17 protein-coding genes and 1 pseudogene are annotated in these 17111 nt (G+C 39.3%); 10 read left to right on the top strand and 8 right to left on the bottom strand.

Annotated elements, in window-relative coordinates; all coding sequences use genetic code 11:
- Window positions 1-26: 26 nt before the first annotated feature.
- Genes atpG through KNQ97_RS16575 form a run of 3 tightly spaced genes read left to right on the top strand, consistent with a single transcriptional unit; the run spans window position 27 to window position 2758 of the window.
- A complete protein-coding gene (gene atpG / locus KNQ97_RS16585) occupies window positions 27-896 on the top strand; it encodes a F0F1 ATP synthase subunit gamma (RefSeq protein ID WP_001284971.1) in 870 nt (289 codons plus the stop codon).
- Between the two features lie 30 nt (window positions 897-926).
- On the top strand, window positions 927-2321 hold the full coding sequence (gene atpD, locus KNQ97_RS16580; protein ID WP_000094481.1) for a F0F1 ATP synthase subunit beta: 1395 nt from the start codon (window positions 927-929) through the stop codon (window positions 2319-2321).
- A gap of 17 nt (window positions 2322-2338) precedes the next feature.
- The gene (locus KNQ97_RS16575; RefSeq protein WP_000224542.1) at window positions 2339-2758 is read left to right on the top strand and encodes a F0F1 ATP synthase subunit epsilon; all 420 of its coding nucleotides are present in this window, start codon (window positions 2339-2341) and stop codon (window positions 2756-2758) included.
- A 61-nt stretch (window positions 2759-2819) separates the two neighbouring features.
- On the opposite strand, the gene KNQ97_RS16570 is transcribed toward KNQ97_RS16575, so the two are convergent.
- From KNQ97_RS16570 to KNQ97_RS16555, 4 genes are all read right to left on the bottom strand, one after another.
- The gene (locus tag KNQ97_RS16570; RefSeq protein ID WP_031380347.1) at window positions 2820-3419 is read right to left on the bottom strand and encodes a hypothetical protein; all 600 of its coding nucleotides are present in this window, start codon (window positions 3417-3419) and stop codon (window positions 2820-2822) included.
- Window positions 3420-3564: 145 nt separating this feature from the next.
- Window positions 3565-4110, bottom strand: coding sequence for a glutathione peroxidase (locus KNQ97_RS16565; RefSeq protein WP_000194676.1), 546 nt, complete (start codon window positions 4108-4110; stop codon window positions 3565-3567).
- A gap of 122 nt (window positions 4111-4232) precedes the next feature.
- Window positions 4233-4997: an AraC family transcriptional regulator gene (locus KNQ97_RS16560; RefSeq protein ID WP_000786959.1), complete on the bottom strand. Its 765-nt coding sequence runs from the start codon at window positions 4995-4997 to the stop codon at window positions 4233-4235.
- Window positions 4998-5018: 21 nt separating this feature from the next.
- The gene (locus tag KNQ97_RS16555; protein WP_000372838.1) at window positions 5019-6233 is read right to left on the bottom strand and encodes an MFS transporter; all 1215 of its coding nucleotides are present in this window, start codon (window positions 6231-6233) and stop codon (window positions 5019-5021) included.
- A gap of 136 nt (window positions 6234-6369) precedes the next feature.
- On the opposite strand from KNQ97_RS16555, the gene KNQ97_RS16550 reads away from it, so the two are divergent.
- Together KNQ97_RS16550 and KNQ97_RS16545 are read left to right on the top strand one after the other, a co-directional pair.
- Window positions 6370-7020: a TetR/AcrR family transcriptional regulator gene (locus KNQ97_RS16550; RefSeq protein WP_110958241.1), complete on the top strand. Its 651-nt coding sequence runs from the start codon at window positions 6370-6372 to the stop codon at window positions 7018-7020.
- A 105-nt stretch (window positions 7021-7125) separates the two neighbouring features.
- On the top strand, window positions 7126-8046 hold the full coding sequence (locus KNQ97_RS16545) for a DMT family transporter (protein WP_001994180.1): 921 nt from the start codon (window positions 7126-7128) through the stop codon (window positions 8044-8046).
- Between the two features lie 391 nt (window positions 8047-8437).
- On the opposite strand, the gene KNQ97_RS16540 is transcribed toward KNQ97_RS16545, so the two are convergent.
- The 3 genes from KNQ97_RS16540 to KNQ97_RS16530 are packed head-to-tail and all read right to left on the bottom strand — an operon-like array spanning window position 8438 to window position 11363.
- Entirely contained in the window at window positions 8438-9007 is a 570-nt protein-coding gene (locus KNQ97_RS16540; protein WP_000633612.1) for an L-threonylcarbamoyladenylate synthase, read from the bottom strand.
- Window positions 9008-9057: 50 nt separating this feature from the next.
- Window positions 9058-10188, bottom strand: coding sequence for a DNA-processing protein DprA (gene dprA / locus KNQ97_RS16535; RefSeq protein ID WP_253612480.1), 1131 nt, complete (start codon window positions 10186-10188; stop codon window positions 9058-9060).
- A gap of 20 nt (window positions 10189-10208) precedes the next feature.
- Entirely contained in the window at window positions 10209-11363 is a 1155-nt protein-coding gene (locus KNQ97_RS16530) for a LysM peptidoglycan-binding domain-containing protein (protein ID WP_000755281.1), read from the bottom strand.
- A gap of 122 nt (window positions 11364-11485) precedes the next feature.
- Here KNQ97_RS16530 and def point away from each other — a divergent pair, with 122 nt between their 5' ends.
- The 4 genes from def (at window position 11486) to KNQ97_RS16510 (ending at window position 14925) form a co-directional block, all read left to right on the top strand.
- Entirely contained in the window at window positions 11486-12016 is a 531-nt protein-coding gene (gene def, locus KNQ97_RS16525) for a peptide deformylase (protein WP_001196539.1), read from the top strand.
- Between the two features lie 36 nt (window positions 12017-12052).
- Window positions 12053-12481 (top strand): DUF2946 family protein, encoded by a 429-nt coding sequence (locus KNQ97_RS16520; protein WP_000231981.1) that lies wholly within the window; start codon window positions 12053-12055, stop codon window positions 12479-12481.
- A 72-nt stretch (window positions 12482-12553) separates the two neighbouring features.
- Window positions 12554-14665 (top strand): TonB-dependent copper receptor, encoded by a 2112-nt coding sequence (locus tag KNQ97_RS16515; protein ID WP_253612479.1) that lies wholly within the window; start codon window positions 12554-12556, stop codon window positions 14663-14665.
- 53 nt (window positions 14666-14718) lie between these two features.
- Window positions 14719-14925 carry a hypothetical protein gene (locus KNQ97_RS16510; protein WP_000182542.1) on the top strand — a complete coding sequence of 69 codons (207 nt, stop codon included), beginning with the start codon at window positions 14719-14721 and terminating at the stop codon, window positions 14923-14925.
- A gap of 69 nt (window positions 14926-14994) precedes the next feature.
- Here KNQ97_RS16510 and KNQ97_RS16505 read toward each other — a convergent pair whose 3' ends face one another.
- Window positions 14995-16209: an oxygenase MpaB family protein gene (locus tag KNQ97_RS16505; protein ID WP_031988364.1), complete on the bottom strand. Its 1215-nt coding sequence runs from the start codon at window positions 16207-16209 to the stop codon at window positions 14995-14997.
- An 87-nt stretch (window positions 16210-16296) separates the two neighbouring features.
- Here KNQ97_RS16505 and KNQ97_RS16500 point away from each other — a divergent pair.
- A pseudogene (locus KNQ97_RS16500) lies at window positions 16297-16867 on the top strand (TetR/AcrR family transcriptional regulator).
- Window positions 16868-17111: the final 244 nt, after the last annotated feature.

Raw genomic sequence — 17111 nt, 5'->3', positions numbered from 1 at the left:
GGGCTTTCGAATACTAGGTTAAGCGTATGGCAAATTTAAAAGAAATTCGCGCCAAAGTAGCTAGTATCAAGAGCACGCAAAAGATTACTCGCGCGATGCAAATGGTAGCTGCTTCAAAAATGCGTCGTGCGCAAGAGCGCATGGCTCAGGGCCGTCCGTATGCCGATAATATGCGCCGTGTAATTGCTCACTTGGTACAAGCAAACCCTGAATACAAACACCGTTATATGGTGGACCGCCCAGTTAAGCGTGTTGGTTACATCATTGTATCTTCAGATCGCGGTTTGGCAGGTGGTTTGAACATTAACTTGTTCAAGAAAGTTGTGCAGCATGTCAAAGCACAACAAGAGCAGTCAATTGAAGTTCAATTTGCTTTGATTGGTCAAAAAGCGGTTTCGTTTTTTAAGAATTACGGCGGTAAAGTGCTGGGTGCAACCACTCAAATTGGTGATGCCCCTAGTTTGGAACAGTTAACTGGCTCAGTGCAAGTTATGCTTGATGCATTTGATAAAGGCGAATTAGATCGTATCTATCTCGTTTCAAATGGTTTCGTCAATGCAATGACACAAAAGCCTAAAGTTGAGCAACTTGTTCCTTTAGCACCAGCAGAAGAAGGCGATGACCTCAACCGTACTTATGGTTGGGATTACATCTATGAACCAGAAGCAGAAGAATTGCTAAATGGTTTATTAGTTCGCTATATCGAGTCTATGGTTTATCAAGGTGTGATTGAAAACGTCGCATGTGAGCAATCTGCACGTATGGTCGCAATGAAAGCAGCGACAGATAACGCAGGTCAGCTTATCAAAGACTTACAACTCATCTATAACAAGCTGCGTCAAGCCGCGATTACTCAGGAAATCTCTGAGATCGTTGGTGGTGCCGCTGCCGTTTAACATTATTAAGTTTGAATTGAGGAGACAGCAATGAGTAGCGGTCGTATCATTCAGATCATCGGCGCGGTTATCGACGTCGAGTTTGAGCGCACAAGCGTTCCAAAGATCTATGACGCTCTCCAAGTTGACGGTACTGAAACTACTTTAGAAGTTCAGCAACAACTTGGTGATGGTGTTGTTCGTACCATCGCAATGGGTTCTACAGAAGGTCTTAAACGTGGTCTTACTGTAACTAGCACAAACGCACCGATCTCTGTTCCAGTTGGTACAGCCACTCTTGGCCGTATCATGGACGTTTTAGGTCGTCCTATCGATGAAGCAGGTCCTGTTGCGACTGAAGAACGTTTGCCGATTCACCGTCAAGCGCCTTCTTATGCTGAACAAGCAGCTTCTACTGACCTTTTAGAAACTGGTATTAAAGTAATTGACTTACTTTGCCCGTTTGCGAAAGGTGGTAAAGTTGGTTTATTCGGTGGTGCTGGTGTTGGTAAAACCGTTAACATGATGGAATTGATCAACAACATCGCGAAAGCACACTCAGGTTTATCTGTGTTTGCTGGTGTTGGTGAGCGTACTCGTGAAGGTAACGACTTCTATCACGAAATGAAAGATTCTAACGTTCTTGACAAAGTAGCAATGGTCTACGGTCAGATGAACGAGCCACCAGGTAACCGTTTACGCGTAGCGTTAACTGGTTTGACTATGGCTGAATACTTCCGTGATGAAAAAGACGAAAACGGTAAAGGTCGTGACGTATTATTATTCGTCGACAACATCTACCGTTATACACTTGCAGGTACTGAAGTATCAGCATTGTTAGGTCGTATGCCATCTGCGGTAGGTTACCAACCTACACTTGCAGAAGAAATGGGTGTTCTTCAAGAGCGTATTACATCTACTAAATCTGGTTCGATCACTTCGATCCAAGCAGTATATGTACCTGCCGATGACTTAACAGACCCATCGCCTGCAACTACATTTGCTCACTTAGACGCAACAGTAGTATTGAGCCGTGACATCGCATCTTCTGGTATCTATCCAGCGATCGATCCACTTGACTCAACTTCACGTCAGTTAGACCCATTAGTTGTTGGTCAAGAGCACTATGAAATTGCGCGCGCAGTACAAAACGTATTGCAACGCTATAAAGAGCTTAAAGACATCATCGCAATCTTGGGTATGGATGAGTTGGCAGAAGAAGATAAATTGGTTGTTTACCGTGCGCGTAAAATCCAACGTTTCTTCTCTCAACCATTCCACGTAGCTGAAGTATTTACTGGTGCTCCTGGTAAATTAGTACCACTTAAAGAAACGATTCGTGGCTTTAAAGGTCTATTAGCTGGTGAATACGATCACATCCCAGAACAAGCGTTCTATATGGTTGGTGGTATTGACGAAGTGATTGCTAAAGCTGAGAAACTCTAATTTAAGGAGATCATCTCATGGCGACTATGCAATGTGATGTCGTAAGTGTTAAAGAGTCAATTTACTCTGGCGCAGTGACGATGTTAATCGCGAAAGGTGCAGGTGGTGAACTTGGTATTTTGCCAGGGCATGCTCCACTTGTAACCTTGCTTCAACCGGGCCCGATTCGTGTTCTGTTGGAAAATGGTACAGAAGAAATCGTCTATGTATCTGGCGGTGTTTTAGAAGTTCAACCTCATGTTGTGACGGTTCTTGCAGATACTGCAATCCGTGCTGACAATTTGGATGAAGCTGCAATTTTAGAAGCACGTAAAAATGCTGAACAATTGCTTGCAAACCAAAAGAGTGATTTGGACTCAGCTGCTGCGTTGGCTGCCTTGGCAGAAACCGCTGCACAGCTTGAAACTATCCGTAAAATCAAAAACCGCGCTCAATAAGACGCGGTTCGAGATTGAAAAAGCCACCTTTCGGTGGCTTTTTTTATTGCTAAAAAGAAAATTAAGAATCAGTTTTTGAATCTGATTTTTCATCTCCTGCCATAATCATAGCAGCGAGCTTGACCATATCCATTTGGATGGTATTAAGTTGCTTTTCAATTTGGTCGAAATTAATTTGCTCTAATTTCCCATTTAATAAAGGCATGCTTAAAGCTTGCTGGTTTGCCTGTAATAGGCTTTGACGAATATTTTCAACTTCCTGACTTCTAATATCTAAACCAAGCAAAGCTTGGTTTAAACCTTCTAACTGTGCTTTCAAGGTCGTCACAGTTGTTTTTAGCTCATGCTGATCTTTATCTTGAATAGCTTGTTCAACGTCAAGTTGAGTGTCCTTGAGCTTTTCGATATAGTCGCCAGCCTTTAACTGTAAGTTAGCGGCATCACGAACGATATAAAAAACATTACCATTTTTTAATTCAGTTTTATTTTGTGTAGCTGTGATTTCTTGTTGAGAGCCATCAGCTTGTACTGATATTTGATCGTTAGTCTGAACGGATTCTTGTTCCTTTGCGTGGTCTTGTGCCTGATCACATCCAAGTAACAACATACCTGAAGCAAAAATCACAAATGGGAAAAATGCACCTTGTAAAACTTTTTTCATAACTACAAACAATACCAACTGAAGCAAGTAGGTACTATATGCATAAAATATGTAGAAATAAGGTATTGTTGCAAATGAACAACATTTTGAGTAGACAATAAAAAAGGAGTGCTATAGCACTCCTTTTATTAGTTTGATGTAAAAATTATTTAGCTAATTCCGCTTCAACTGCTTTTACAATTTGTTCATCGTCTGCTGTTAAGTTAGGTGCAAAACGCGCAACAACTTCACCGTTTTTATTTACTAGGAATTTCTCGAAGTTCCATAACACTTCAGGGGCAGGGTTAGTAGGAATACCTAAACCTTCTAAGCGCTCACGGAAAGGACCTTCTCCAATACGTTCTGGTTGAGCTGTTGTTAGCGCTTGATAAAGTGGATGTTTATCTTCGCCAGCTACAGAGATTTTAGAGAAAAGTGGGAAATGGACATCGTAGTTTAATGAGCAGAACTGTTGAATTTCTTCATCCGAACCAGGCTCTTGTTCTTTAAAGTTGTTTGCAGGGAAGCCTAAGATTTCAAGACCTTGATCTTTCTTTGCTTGATACAGCTTTTCTAAACCTTCGTATTGTGGAGTTAAACCACATTTAGACGCTGTGTTTACGATTAATAAAACTTTCCCTTTATATTGGTCAAGGTCAACCGTTTCGCCTGAAATAGCTTTTACTGGAATATGATATACAGATTGAGTCATGAGTCTTTCCTGGAGATTGTAATTGATATCAAGTAATGCATTTGTTTTAACTGCTATTCTTGAGTAGTGCAATAATATTCGTGTTCAAAAAATAAAAAGATATACAAAAGCAGTTTTACTATCTAATTATTTCTGATTTGAACAGGTGTTTGGCCTGTATATCTTTTAAAAAATTCGATAAAACTTGAGCTGTGTTGATATCCTAAATCGTATGCTAGGCGTTTAATCGGTGTTCCTTGACGGATCTGATGAATGGCGTAAACAATTTTGGCTCGATTGCGCCATTCGGATAGTGAAAGTTGTAGTTCTTGTTGGCTTAAGCGTAATAGATGACGATCACTGACAGAAAAGTTCTGAAGTAACTGCTGTAAAGAGAGATTAAAAAGTAATGGGTCTGAAAGCTTTTCTAAAATTGGCAGTAAAACAGGATGCCGTGTTTGTGGTAAATAATGAGAATAGGCGGGTGCTTGTTGTAATTGATCGAATAAAACCTGTAAAAGATGTTCTAAATATTCAGGCTTTTCCGTTTGTCTTTGCTGTTCCAATATTTGTAAAACTAAGGTCCGAAAGAAGGGCTGAATACTAAAGCATCGGCAGATATCTCCTAAAATAGAGCAAAGCCGAGGGTGTAAACGAATGCAGATATAATGAATTTCATGATCGATATGGGTAGATTGATGAACCGTTTGAGGGGGAATCCAAAGCCCATAGCTTGGAGGAGACAAGTATATTTGCTCTTCTACCTGTATTTCTAAAATACCATTTAAACTAAAATTAAAATCTCCCCATAGTGAAGCATGAGGACGAACAATATCTTCTTTTTCATATAGAAATTCATGAACTTCTATACTCTCTAATAAAGAAAATTGTTGGTCCTCATTTTTCATGGGTCTACTCTAAGTAATATTCTAATTTTCACATGTTGCTTTGGGATTGTTTAAACCTTTGGCTAAGGTAAATGTACTAATTAAAGCTAAGGCAACGAAGCTTAATACCCCATAAATTAAAGTATTTTCATTGAAATGATCAACTACATAACCACCTAATAATGAACCTGTAGCAATCATGACTTGGAACATACCAACAAAAAGCGGCATACCTTTTTCTACAGCATGAGGTGCATGTACAAACATCCAAATATTGGCAGAGGTAGGGAAGGCGCCAAATGCGAAGCCCCATAATGCAGTAAGGACAATGGCACCAAACTCATGGATAGCAAAGATTGGGAAGCCAAAGAATACAATGGCAAAACATGTTCCAACGAAAGCTAAGGTATACCGAACATTTAAATTACCACTGTACCCTGCAAATGCATTTCCAAAAATACCGGCTATTCCATAAAGCAATAATAATGAGCTAATAGTTGTGCCATTAAACCCGGCTACATTTTTAAAGAAAGGGGCTAAATAACTATATGCACAGAAGTGAGCAAGCCCAATTAATAAAACAATAAGCATGCCGCTACGTGCTTTAGGTGTGCGTAATAATGCAGGTAAATCGCGAATATGTATTGCTGACTCTGGTAAAAGTTTTGGTAAGAAAATAAGCTGAAGCACTAATACAACAAGACCGATAGCAGCTGTAATTCCAAAGGCACTGCGCCACCCATAAAACTCACTTAACCATGTTCCAATCGGTACACCTAGTACAGTGGCGAAAGTTACACCAGCCATTACTACAGCAGTTGCTTTGGCGATAGGTAAATTTGCAGGTGCGAGCTTACCGCTTAAGGCAATTGCTGTTGCCCAGAAGCCACCAATTGAAATCCCTAAAATCAAACGGCTCAATAATAAAACATGAAAGTTTTCTGCAAAAGCCGTAATGGTATTGGCAATCACCATAATAGCAGTCAGTAAAATAAGCACATAACGACGGTCGAGTTGCTTTACTGAAACGGGTAATAGAGGGGCTGCAATCGCTGCCATAATGCCGGGTACTGTAATAATAAGACCTGCTGTACCTACAGAAATGTGTAAATCGGCTGCAACGCTATTTAAGACACCAACAGGTAAAAATTCACTCGTTACCAAGGCAAAGGCTGCGATGGCAACAGCCAAAATAGCAAACCAGCTCCCTTGTGTGGAAGTCATGGGTCGTGCTTTAGAGGTAGTAGATTGGTCCATAAAGAAATCCTTACTTTGCTAAATTCGAAGTGAAGAAAGGCAAATTTATAATTAACTAACGATCATTATGAAAATAAAATAGTTGATAAAAAATTGAACGTCAATTAATTTAATAACGATTGTTATAAAAATAGATGTGATCTTTATGACAAATAGGCATGAAACAGATCTTGTTAATGATGACACGTTAAAAAAGAAGCGTGGACGCCCTAAATGCTTTGATGAGCAGCAAGTGTTAGAGAAAGCTATGTTACTTTTTTGGGAACATGGCTATGAAGCCACCTCTATTAGTGACTTAACACATGCTTTAGAAATTACAGCGCCGAGCCTATACAGTGCTTTTGGCGATAAGGCAGGTTTGTTTTACAAAAGTATTGACTACTATCTCGCTCATGAAGCATGTCCTATTGAAACGATATTTTTAGAAGCAAAAACTGCAAAAATCGCTTTTGAGTTATATCTTTATGACAATGTAAAACGATTGGTTCAACCCAATAAGCCAGCAGGCTGTATGTTGGTAGTTGCTGCTATGAACTGTTCTGATGCCACACAAGAGGTACAGCAAAATCTTTTAGATAAGCGAATAAAGACCAAAGAAAAATTATTAAAACGTCTCGAACAAGGTGTAGAGCAGGGCGATTTGCCTACTAATGCCCCTCTTCAAGAAATGACGGATTTTTATGCGACTGTTATTCAGGGGCTTACCATTCAGGCTAGAGATGGTGCAAGTACCGAACAATTACATAAAGTGGTAGAACATGCCATGAAAGCTTGGACATTATTTTAAAAAATAAATGATGTCTTAAGTTCAATATCAATGTCGGAAATACGATATTTCAATTTATTAAGACATTCTTCAAAATAAAGTCTCTTTTGTAGTTGGTGTATTACTATGAGTCAGGTCATGAAATATCACAAATGGGCATTTATTTTTCCCATTCTGGCAGTACTGATTTGGTCTTTAAATATTGTAGTCACCCGCTATGTCTCGGACTATATTTCTCCGGTAAGTATCAGCTTTTATCGGTGGTTAATCGCTTTTATTATTTTGACTCCATTTATGTTTTTGTCTGTTTGGAGACAAAGACGACTAGTAATACCCTATTTACCTAAGCTTGCTGTGTTAAGTGCATTTGGGATGGTGCTTTATCAAGGCTTGGCTTATACGGCTGCCCATTATACTAGTGCAACCAATATGGGGATTGTGAATGCATTTATTCCCATCTTTACGATCTTTGTTTCGCTTGCCATTTTAAAAGATGTGCCTAATCGCTTTGCAGTTTTTGGCAGTATTTTGTCTTTTGCTGGTCTGCTATACGTTATGTCCCAAGGAAATATTAATAAGCTTTTAAGTGGTGGCGGGCACCTTGGCGATGCATTGATGATTATTGCCGTATTCTTCTATGCATTTTATGGAGTTTTCTTAAAGAAATGGCAGCTCCCACTTCCAATTATGACAAGCTTATACGTTCAGATTGGGTTTTCCGTGCTGTTCCATCTTCCTTTAATTTTCTGGTTTGGTCTGGATGCTTTAAATTCACAAAATGCGCCAAGTGCAATTTATGCAGGTGTATTTGCTTCTTTAATTGCGCCGTTAGTTTGGATGTTAGCCGTACAACAACTTGGGCCAAATAGAACCAGTATCTTTATGAATCTTGTGCCAGTGTTCACAGCCATTATTGCAAGTATCTGGTTATCTGAACAATGGACCATATATCACACCTTCGGCGGAATTATGATTCTGGTGGGCATTATCATGGCACAAAAGAAAGTTAATTCTAAAAAATCAGACCTTTTGCCAGAGCAAAATTAAGAATCATAAAAAAACTATGGCATATTTTTAAAAAAAGTGATGAAAATATGCCAGTTTTTTATCAATCTAAGCTTTTCTATATGATTTATAAATATATTTATAAAAAGATTGTGTAACATAAATATTAAAAAAGGCCAATAAAAATATTAATATAATTTTAATTCAACTGCTAAAAACGCCAAATTCCCTACACTTTTCATGCTTTTTTTAGAGAAATAATATATTTCTCACATTAAGTCTCTTGCCACATAATAGCGACCACTACGAAAGATGCTCTTTTAAGCAATTTTTCTTTCGTTCCAGAGATATCCAAACCCTCTGGATGTGGTATATACCCATCCTTTTTTATGCTCAGTTATCCCTATATAACTGAGCTTTTTTTTGTCTGGAATTAAGGGCGTATCACTTCACCAGTTAATGCGTTAATGATGCGACTTGGCTGTTGGCTTTGGCCTAAATCACCATTGAGATAGTTTAATTGTGAACCAAAGTATTGGCAGGCATCTTGTAAAGAATGTGCAGGTTCTTGTCCACTAGGGTTGGCACTCGTCGATACAATAAAACCATGAAAAGCATTGCATAAAGCGACACATAAAGGATGTGTCGTTACACGTACCGCAACAAGAGGATGCTCGCCTTTAATCCATGAGGGAATGTGTTGATCAGCAGGTAATAGCCAAGTTGTGGCTCTTTCTGAGGGTTGATGGTTCGTCCAGCAATCAATAATTTCTTGCTGAGTAGTTTGCGGTAAGGAAGTTAGTAGATGTTCTACTTGACTAATATGGCCAGCCAATAAAATGACGCCCTTTTCAATAGGGCGCTGTTTCAATTCAAGAATTTTTTGAAAAGCTTGTTCATTAAATGGATCACAGCCTAGTCCCCAGACTGCCTCAGTTGGATATGCCAAAACTTGACCTTGTTGTAAACATTCGGCTGCTTCGGTCACTGAGGTCGTAATCATGGTAATACTTTCCTTTCAATCAAACAGAATCGCTATTGTGCGCTCTAATACTAAGAACGACAACGTAAATACAGCCCTGATTGTTGCATACATAAACCGAGTAGTTCTAGTTCCATTAGTGAAGAGGTTAGTTCAGAAACTGGAATATTATGGTGAACTACAAGCTGGTCAATATTTTGTCCCACCCAGTCTAAAGACTGATAAAGGTCAATCAAATGCTCAGGAATTTCTGGAGTATTCGTATTAGCTTCTTCAGTTTGATTCTGTTGCTGACTTTGCCATTGAGTGGGTAAAGCAAGATCTTCAATAATCTGTTCAGGATGATCGATTAAAATTGCACCTTCACGGATAAGTTGATGGCATCCTTGATGAAACTCGCTATAAATATGGCCCGGAATCGCGAATACGGTTTTACCTTGTTCAGCAGCTTTATTGGCCGTGATGAGTGAGCCACTTTTTAATGTCGCTTCTACCACCAAAACGCCTAAACTCAAACCGCTGACAATTCGGTTTCTACGTGGAAAATGCTGTTGTAATGGCGGTGTACCCGGTAAAAACTCAGTAATAATGGCGCCGTTTTGAGCCAAAATATATTCTGCAAGTTTTTTATTTTGAGCTGGATAAGTAGTGTCTAAGCCCGTACCCGTCACTGCAATGGTACGTTGATGAGCAGATGCACCTTGATGAGCGGCTTCATCAATGCCATAAGCCAGACCACTACTAATGAAAAAGCCCTTTTCACTTAAGTAATAGGCAAAATCATAAGCGACCTGTCGTCCATGTGGGCTTGGTTTTCGGCTACCGACAATTGCAATTTGAGGTTGCAATAAAGCTTGCGCTTGACCTTTCCCAAAAATAATAGGTGGATAATCTGTATAAGGAAGTAATTGAGTGGGATAGCCAGAGTCATCCGGCGTTAAAATAAAATCCGTATGTTGAACAACTTGTTGTACAAGTTGTTCAAACTGCGTCTGACCTTGGGGCGTTTGAAACTCGCTTACACGTTTTAAGTGATTAGCATGTAGCCCTAGAGAGGACCACTTTGCTAAACCATCAGGTTGAGTGGCTTTTTCACAATTTCCAAAATAATCAATAATTTTTTTAAAGCTGACTAAAGAGTGCTGCACCAAATACCACACTTTAAGTGTGTGGTAGTGGTGTGAAGAAAGTTGAGTGAGCATTGTAAAAGGTACATCCAGCATTAATCATTAAATTGAGGTGGCTGAATGCTTGAACCAACCTTAATTGGTAAATCGCTCTCTAAAACATAAGCATAACTTAGCTGATCAAAAGTTCTAAAAACCATTAGACTACCAATTTGTTGGCCAGGAAGTTGAATTACTTCTTTGGTTTTAGGGTCGCGAATTGATTCACCTTGTTGAGTAATATCAAAAACTTGACCTACTTGAATGCCCTGAGTTGTACCGCGATCCAAAGTCACTACACTATTTTTTGCAGCTCTACCAATTGAGCCCATGACACGAATAATCTTGCCACCATCCGTCACTTGCTTCGCATCTACTGGGTAAAATAATGTTGGCAAAGTAGCTTGCTCTTCAGGCATAACACGATCGCCACGACGTACTTCAGCGTTATAACTATCTGTTAGTTCTAATGTAGTAATATCTTTTTCAGAAGATACCGCAACACCTGAAGCAACTTGTAGTAACTCAATCCCTAAACTATGCTTTTTACCTTTATTGTCTGTGAAATAGTAAGGTTCACCTTCTCGGTAGACTGCATAACGCTGCCCATTAATTAAGCCTTGTCCTCGTGCATAAATAGTCTGGCCTTTTCCTGCAAGTACACGTTGATCGGCTGTACCAACAATATAAGGTGTGTTGGTAATTGAGTCGGCTGGTAAAATAGTACTGTTCTCTAACCACTGTTTAATATGTTCAAGTGGAATAACCGGAACGCTATTATTTAATGCTTCGACGCGAACTTGTGGTTGTAGGTTTGTGGTTTGACCTGTATAGCGGCGAATAATACCGACACAACCATCGCCCTCATCTTTACCGACTAAAGGACGCCCATCTAGGCTACATAATAGTAATCGGTCACCCGGATAGATCCAGTGCGGATTTTTAACATGTTGGTTGCTCGCCCAGATTTCAGGCCAACGCCATGGTTTATTTAGAAAATGTCCTGAAATATCCCATAAAGTATCCCCACGTTTTACAACATATACATTGGGTGCATTACTTTTAAGGGAGGGTGGATTATGGTTCGGACTGGTTGCATGAACCTCTGCTATCGTACCGATTGCGACACCTGTACAGAGCGCCAAAGCAAGTAAATGCTTCTTTATCCCCAAGGCATGAAAATTAACCATGCCGTTAAAAACCTTTTTCATTATGATAATTCCTAAAAATTATGTGTGCAGTTGCGTTATAATGGGCGGCTTACACACAATTTTTCGATGAAGTATTTCCTTCATTTGGTTTTTCAATCAATGGCATAAGTGAGGACGACAGTATGGCCTTATTACCTATTTTAAGTTTTCCTGATCCCCGTCTTCGTACCATTGCTAAGCCCGTTGAAGAAGTTACTGATGAAATTCGTCAACTTGCAGCAGATATGTTTGAAACCATGTATGCGGCACCAGGTATCGGTTTAGCAGCTTCTCAGGTCGATCGTCATATTCAGCTTATCGTCATGGATTTGTCTGAATCTAAAGATGAACCTATGGTTTTCATTAACCCCAAAGTAACTCCGCTGACTGAAGAGACGCAGCCGTACGAAGAAGGCTGTCTATCAGTGCCACAAATATACGACAAAGTTGATCGCCCGTCACGCGTGAAAATTGAGGCAATTAACCTTGAAGGTCAAGCATTTGAGATAGAAGCTGACGGACTTCTCGCTGTTTGTATCCAACATGAAATGGATCACTTAAATGGCAAATTGTTTGTGGATTATTTGTCACCACTTAAGCGTCAGCGTGCGCGTGAAAAAGTCGAAAAAATTGTTCGCCAACGCGAACGTGAAAAAGTTGCGGTAAAACGTTAATATTTTTCAAACACCAATATAGTGTGGATGTGATTTTTGGTTTTTCGTAGTGGTTTGCTGCTTGCCTGTGCAGCAGTATTTTTACAGATTGCGGTATTTCTACAGCCGCTATTACCGAAGCAATATCAAATTGCTCCGGTCTGTGAAACTATTACCCGTGCTTTGCTTAAACCAAAAGCACAGACGGAAGCCATGTCACATGCCATGCACCATTCACATCACCAGCATCATATCGAACAGGCGCAAGTACCTGACCATCATGATCACCATGATGCAAACCATCAGTGTCAATATTGTACCGTTTATGCCAATTTGGTTTTACCACCTGAATTTGGCGTAAAAGAGGTGCTTGTTCGTATACAAGTTCGCTTAGTCGCGTATCAACAAGCTTTCCGGCATGTTTACTTTGCGCTACAGCGACTTTTCCTACTCCCGCAAGGACGTGCGCCGCCTCTATTTGCATAAATAAAAGCAATTTTTGTTGGGGTCTTAACTGACTTCGATATCACTTTATTTATGTTTTAGAGCGTATAAAAAATGCCACATTCTAAATTTTTACTACAACCTTTATGGGTTGCGATGCTTGCTGTCTCTCATTCGGGTCTAGTGTTTGCCGAATCAGAAAAAAATGATGCCGATAACACACTTCACTCATTAGCACCTATTGTTGTTACAGCACAGCAAGGCAATGATGCAAATGGTCTGATCGTACACGCAGATCCAAAGCAACCTATTCAGCCAGTCCCTGCCACAGATGGCGCAGACTATCTGCAAAGTATTATGGGTTTTAATTCAATTCAAAGCGGTGGAACAAATGGTGATGTGATATTCCGAGGTATGTTTGGTTCACGTATTAAAATTCTAACGGATGGCACAGAGAACTTGGGTGCCTGCCCAAACCGAATGGATGCTCCAACTTCTTATATTTCACCAGAAAGTTATGACCGGATTTCTGTGATTAAGGGACCACAAACGGTTCAATATGCCAATACTGGTTCAGCTGCAACAGTTCTATTTGAACGTCAGCCAGAAAAGCTTACCTCTGAAAAACCCTATCGCGGTCAAGCGAGTGTCTTGCTAGGTTCATATGGGCGTATTGACCATAATATTGAAGCGGCCGTTGGCGATGAGAAAAAATATATCCGTTTAAATGCTAACCGTTCAGAGTCGAATAGTTATCAAGATGGTGATGGCAATACAGTTCCATCAGCATGGAAAAAGTGGAATGCTGATGTAGCGCTTGGCTTTACTCCAGATGAAAACACGTGGGTCGAAATCACGGGTGGGAAATCTGATGGTGAATCGCTTTATGCTGGACGTTCAATGGACGGATCTCAATTTGCGCGTGAAAGTTTAGGGCTTCGTTTTGAAAAGAAAAATATCACTGATGTGATCAAGAAAATTGAAGGGCAGGTGAACTATAGCTATAACGACCATATTATGGATAACTTTAGCTTGCGTACACCACCATTAGTTGAAATGAATCATGGTGGTATGACCATGCTGATGCCAAATGCAATGGCCATGCAAGTGACACGCCGTACATTAAACTCACGTTTGGCAATGACTTCTGAATGGAACAAATGGAGTTTGATCACAGGCGTTGACTCTCAATTTAATAAACATGGTGGCAGCATGTCATCGCCAACAATGCCTTCTATGAATGTTCCATATCGTCAAGATATGCGTTTTCAATCATACGGCGCTTTTGGTGAACTTGGTTATCAATGGAACGATCAAAATAAGCTGGTTACAGGTGCACGTTTAGATCGAGTCACAGTTGAAGATGAACGTGCTGATTCTCAAGCAAAAGGCTTTAACACGAAGCTTGAAAAGACTTTGCCAAGCGCATTTGTTCGCTGGGAAAATCAACATCCTGAGCATGACATAAAAAGTTATATTGGTTTAGGTTATGTAGAGCGTATGCCTGATTATTGGGAACTTTTCTCGCCTAAACATGGTAATGCGGGTTCAACCAATACTTTTAACGGTGTGAATCCTGAGAAAACACTACAGTTGGACCTGGGTTTTCAGCAACAACATGGTGCTTTAAACACATGGGCTTCTGCCTATGCAGGTTTAGTAGATGACTACATATTAATGAGTTACCACCATCACCCAAGTATGGGAATGGATGGACATGATATGAGCCATGATATTACTGCGGGAGCCAAAAATGTCGATGCAACCATCGCTGGTGCAGAAGCGGGTATTGGGTACCAATTCACTGACCGTATTCAGGCAGATTTGAGTGCGATGTATGCGTGGGGCAAAAACACCACAGATGACAAACCTCTACCTCAAATTTCACCTTTAGAAGGTCGTTTAAATATTCGCTATGTGGCTGACAAATATAACTTAGGTCTGTTATGGCGAGCTGTTGCTGAGCAAAACCGTGTGAGTCTACATCAAGGTAATATCGTGGGATATGACCTAAAACCAAGTAAAGGTTTTTCAACACTTTCTTTAAACGGAAGTTATAACCTTCGTAAAGATATTGATGTCTCTGTTGGCATTGATAATGTATTAGATAAGACCTATACCGAACACTTAAATAAAGCGGGTAGTGCAGGCTTTGGATTTGCGAGCGAAGAGCAGTTTAACAATATCGGAAGAAATTACTGGGTTCGTATGAGTATGAAGTTTTAATAAGCTTTAGCGAATTAAAGAACTGAAATTATTAATTTAATGAGAGAAATGAAATGACTAATAAATTATCGCCTGAACAGTCTTGGTGGGGATGGAAGTTACTTATTGTGGCTTCTATCTTGAGTGTATTGTTTATGATTATTTTTTACTTGGCCATCAACAATGAGCCTGACTACATGCCAAGTCAAAAAAAGAAGCAGATGATGGAGTCACATGAGCAAATGAATCACGCTGAAATGCATAGTTCATCAGCTCAATAAGGTTCTTAATAGTTGAAAATGGAAGTCTGGATAACGGGCTTCCATTTTTTACTTTTTTAGATTCCAGAATTATTGATGCATACTTGCTAAGGTTTTTGCCTTACCTTGATTCTGATAAAGCGTTAAGCCAAGTTTTTGTATATTACGGCCTGATTTAGATAAAAACTTTTCAACTTTTGGTGAAAGCTTTGCGCCATTATAAAGTAGTAAATTACGCACAATTAAATAATAAGCAAACCATGAGGCAGATTGCTGAGGCAATCCGAGTAGTTTCATTCTTTTCTTACCAATAAAAAATTGGGTAAGTTCTAAATGTTGTCGATAAGCAAGTTTCTGCTGTAAAGAGCGTAAATGCAGATATTTTCTCTCAAAAGGTTCTTTCGACAAGCTCAATCCTAATTCAATACTGCTGTGATCGGAGCGAGGATGAGCAAACTGCATCCAGTAAAGTAACCTCCAACCCTCAGGTTCAGACTGAATAAGCCATTTTTCATCAATACCCATTAACCAACCAACATAACGCCAGAAATGTAAAAAACTCTTTGCCTCTTGTTTTGTTGGCCATATACCTAAAGCTCTAATACCGAGTAAAACGACACTGCTAAAAGCCAAATTAGTCATTGCTAAATCAAATTGATTAAGAGGAATTCCCCAAACCTCACTATCCCAACGGTCAGACTTTTTTAATTGCCGGCGAACGAGTGCATGAATAAAGCGAACATAAATCGTTGACGTAAAACCTGCACTCAAACGAGAAAGCCCTTGGGGTTCAGTAATATCTACCCACCATTTTGTGGTTTCTGCTAAACGTGTTCCCGCTTCTTTCTTTAATGCACCCGTTAAAATTAGGGGTTGATTAAATCCCGGATATAAATATCCCGCCATTAAGGATAAATCTCTAAGAATAAAACCATTATTTATTCCTAAACGATGGGTAAATTTAACAGCCTCATCGATTTGGCGCTGATCTAACCATTCAGGCTTTTGTTCGATGTAATTAAAGAAATTTTCTAACTCAGTAGGTATAAGCTCAGAGAGTTCATCACGGCCTTGAAATAATATCTTCTCAAAAATTATTCGGTGATCTTTGGGATTTTGCATAACCCAATCAATCACCTTGTCCATTTCAATATCCCCTTCATAAAGGGCATGTTGTAAAGACACATATTCCGTATAGCTTGGTTGTACTGGTTTTTCACAACAGATATTTAAAAACTGAGTAAAGAAATTACTGTCTTGCATGTCATTAAAAGAAGCAAGTCGAGTCGGGCTAATCATTTGCATATCGTTACTTACTTATTGAACTGAATAATAAATAGGCTAATATGAATAATTATTCGCATTCAATTCGCATTTAACGAATAAAAAACGATGAGAAAAGTCCCACAGCAACAGCGTTCAAAAATTATTGTTGACCATATTTTAGAGGCGACACAGCAGTGTATCGCCCAGTATGGATTACTACATACGACGACGCCTAAAATTGCAGAGAAATCTGGAGTAAGTGTTGGGTCGATTTACCAATACTTTGAGAATAAAGATCAAATCATAGAAGAACTATTGCGCCGTAAAAGCGAATTGCTGGGGCAACAACTTAAAGAATTAGTTGTGCGACAAGGAAATATTCCTTTAGAGCTGCTCATTCCCTTAGCAATAGAGTTGGGATTTAATGCATTAAAAGCCGATCATGGATTTTTTATAGAAGTGCTGAAACACTGGCATGACTATAGTCATTCGCAAGCTGCTCAGATTTTAGAAAAGCATTTTTTTGAAGTAGGGCTATATACATTCAGTAGAAATCCTCATCAATGGGACTTCGAACAGGTGAAGCATAAGTCCTTTGTAATTATTAATAGTACGCTTTTTACGATGATGCGTTATGTAAGCCAAAACAATTTTCTTATCTCAGAACAACAACTTAAGCGAGAATTATCGAGCATGATACTGGCTTATTTAAGTCAAAAATAAAAAATTAAAATAATTATCAATATAAAACAAAGGATTAATATTAGTATTGATTTAAAAATAAACGCTCGAGTCATTAAATTTTAATTTTCGCTTGCAAAGGGTTATTAATGGTCTATAATGCACATCCATCGGCGGTGATGCAGATAGAAACTTGTTGAAAAACAGTTACTTGTGATTAGATTGGTTGCTTTAAGTGATGAATTTGATGATGAGATGGT

This window comes from Acinetobacter sp. UC24323, from assembly GCF_024151445.1.
GTDB classification, from domain to species: domain Bacteria; phylum Pseudomonadota; class Gammaproteobacteria; order Pseudomonadales; family Moraxellaceae; genus Acinetobacter; species Acinetobacter baumannii.
The sequence above is the reverse complement of the archived record's forward strand: the minus strand, read 5'-3'. Positions and strand labels throughout refer to the sequence as shown.

Bases quoted from the DNA above. Each gene is read 5' to 3' on its own strand.
- atpG (WP_001284971.1), top strand. From the start codon at position 27: ATGGCAAATTTAAAAGAAATTCGCGCCAAAGTAGCTAGTATCAAGAGC.
- atpD (WP_000094481.1), top strand. From the start codon at position 927: ATGAGTAGCGGTCGTATCATTCAGATCATCGGCGCGGTTATCGACGTC.
- KNQ97_RS16575 (WP_000224542.1), top strand. From the start codon at position 2,339: ATGGCGACTATGCAATGTGATGTCGTAAGTGTTAAAGAGTCAATTTAC.
- KNQ97_RS16570 (WP_031380347.1), bottom strand. From the start codon at position 3,419: ATGAAAAAAGTTTTACAAGGTGCATTTTTCCCATTTGTGATTTTTGCT.
- KNQ97_RS16565 (WP_000194676.1), bottom strand. From the start codon at position 4,110: ATGACTCAATCTGTATATCATATTCCAGTAAAAGCTATTTCAGGCGAA.
- KNQ97_RS16560 (WP_000786959.1), bottom strand. From the start codon at position 4,997: ATGAAAAATGAGGACCAACAATTTTCTTTATTAGAGAGTATAGAAGTT.
- KNQ97_RS16555 (WP_000372838.1), bottom strand. From the start codon at position 6,233: ATGGACCAATCTACTACCTCTAAAGCACGACCCATGACTTCCACACAA.
- KNQ97_RS16545 (WP_001994180.1), top strand. From the start codon at position 7,126: ATGAGTCAGGTCATGAAATATCACAAATGGGCATTTATTTTTCCCATT.
- KNQ97_RS16540 (WP_000633612.1), bottom strand. From the start codon at position 9,007: ATGATTACGACCTCAGTGACCGAAGCAGCCGAATGTTTACAACAAGGT.
- dprA (WP_253612480.1), bottom strand. From the start codon at position 10,188: ATGCTCACTCAACTTTCTTCACACCACTACCACACACTTAAAGTGTGG.
- KNQ97_RS16530 (WP_000755281.1), bottom strand. From the start codon at position 11,363: ATGAAAAAGGTTTTTAACGGCATGGTTAATTTTCATGCCTTGGGGATA.
- def (WP_001196539.1), top strand. From the start codon at position 11,486: ATGGCCTTATTACCTATTTTAAGTTTTCCTGATCCCCGTCTTCGTACC.
- KNQ97_RS16515 (WP_253612479.1), top strand. From the start codon at position 12,554: ATGCCACATTCTAAATTTTTACTACAACCTTTATGGGTTGCGATGCTT.
- KNQ97_RS16510 (WP_000182542.1), top strand. From the start codon at position 14,719: ATGACTAATAAATTATCGCCTGAACAGTCTTGGTGGGGATGGAAGTTA.
- KNQ97_RS16505 (WP_031988364.1), bottom strand. From the start codon at position 16,209: ATGCAAATGATTAGCCCGACTCGACTTGCTTCTTTTAATGACATGCAA.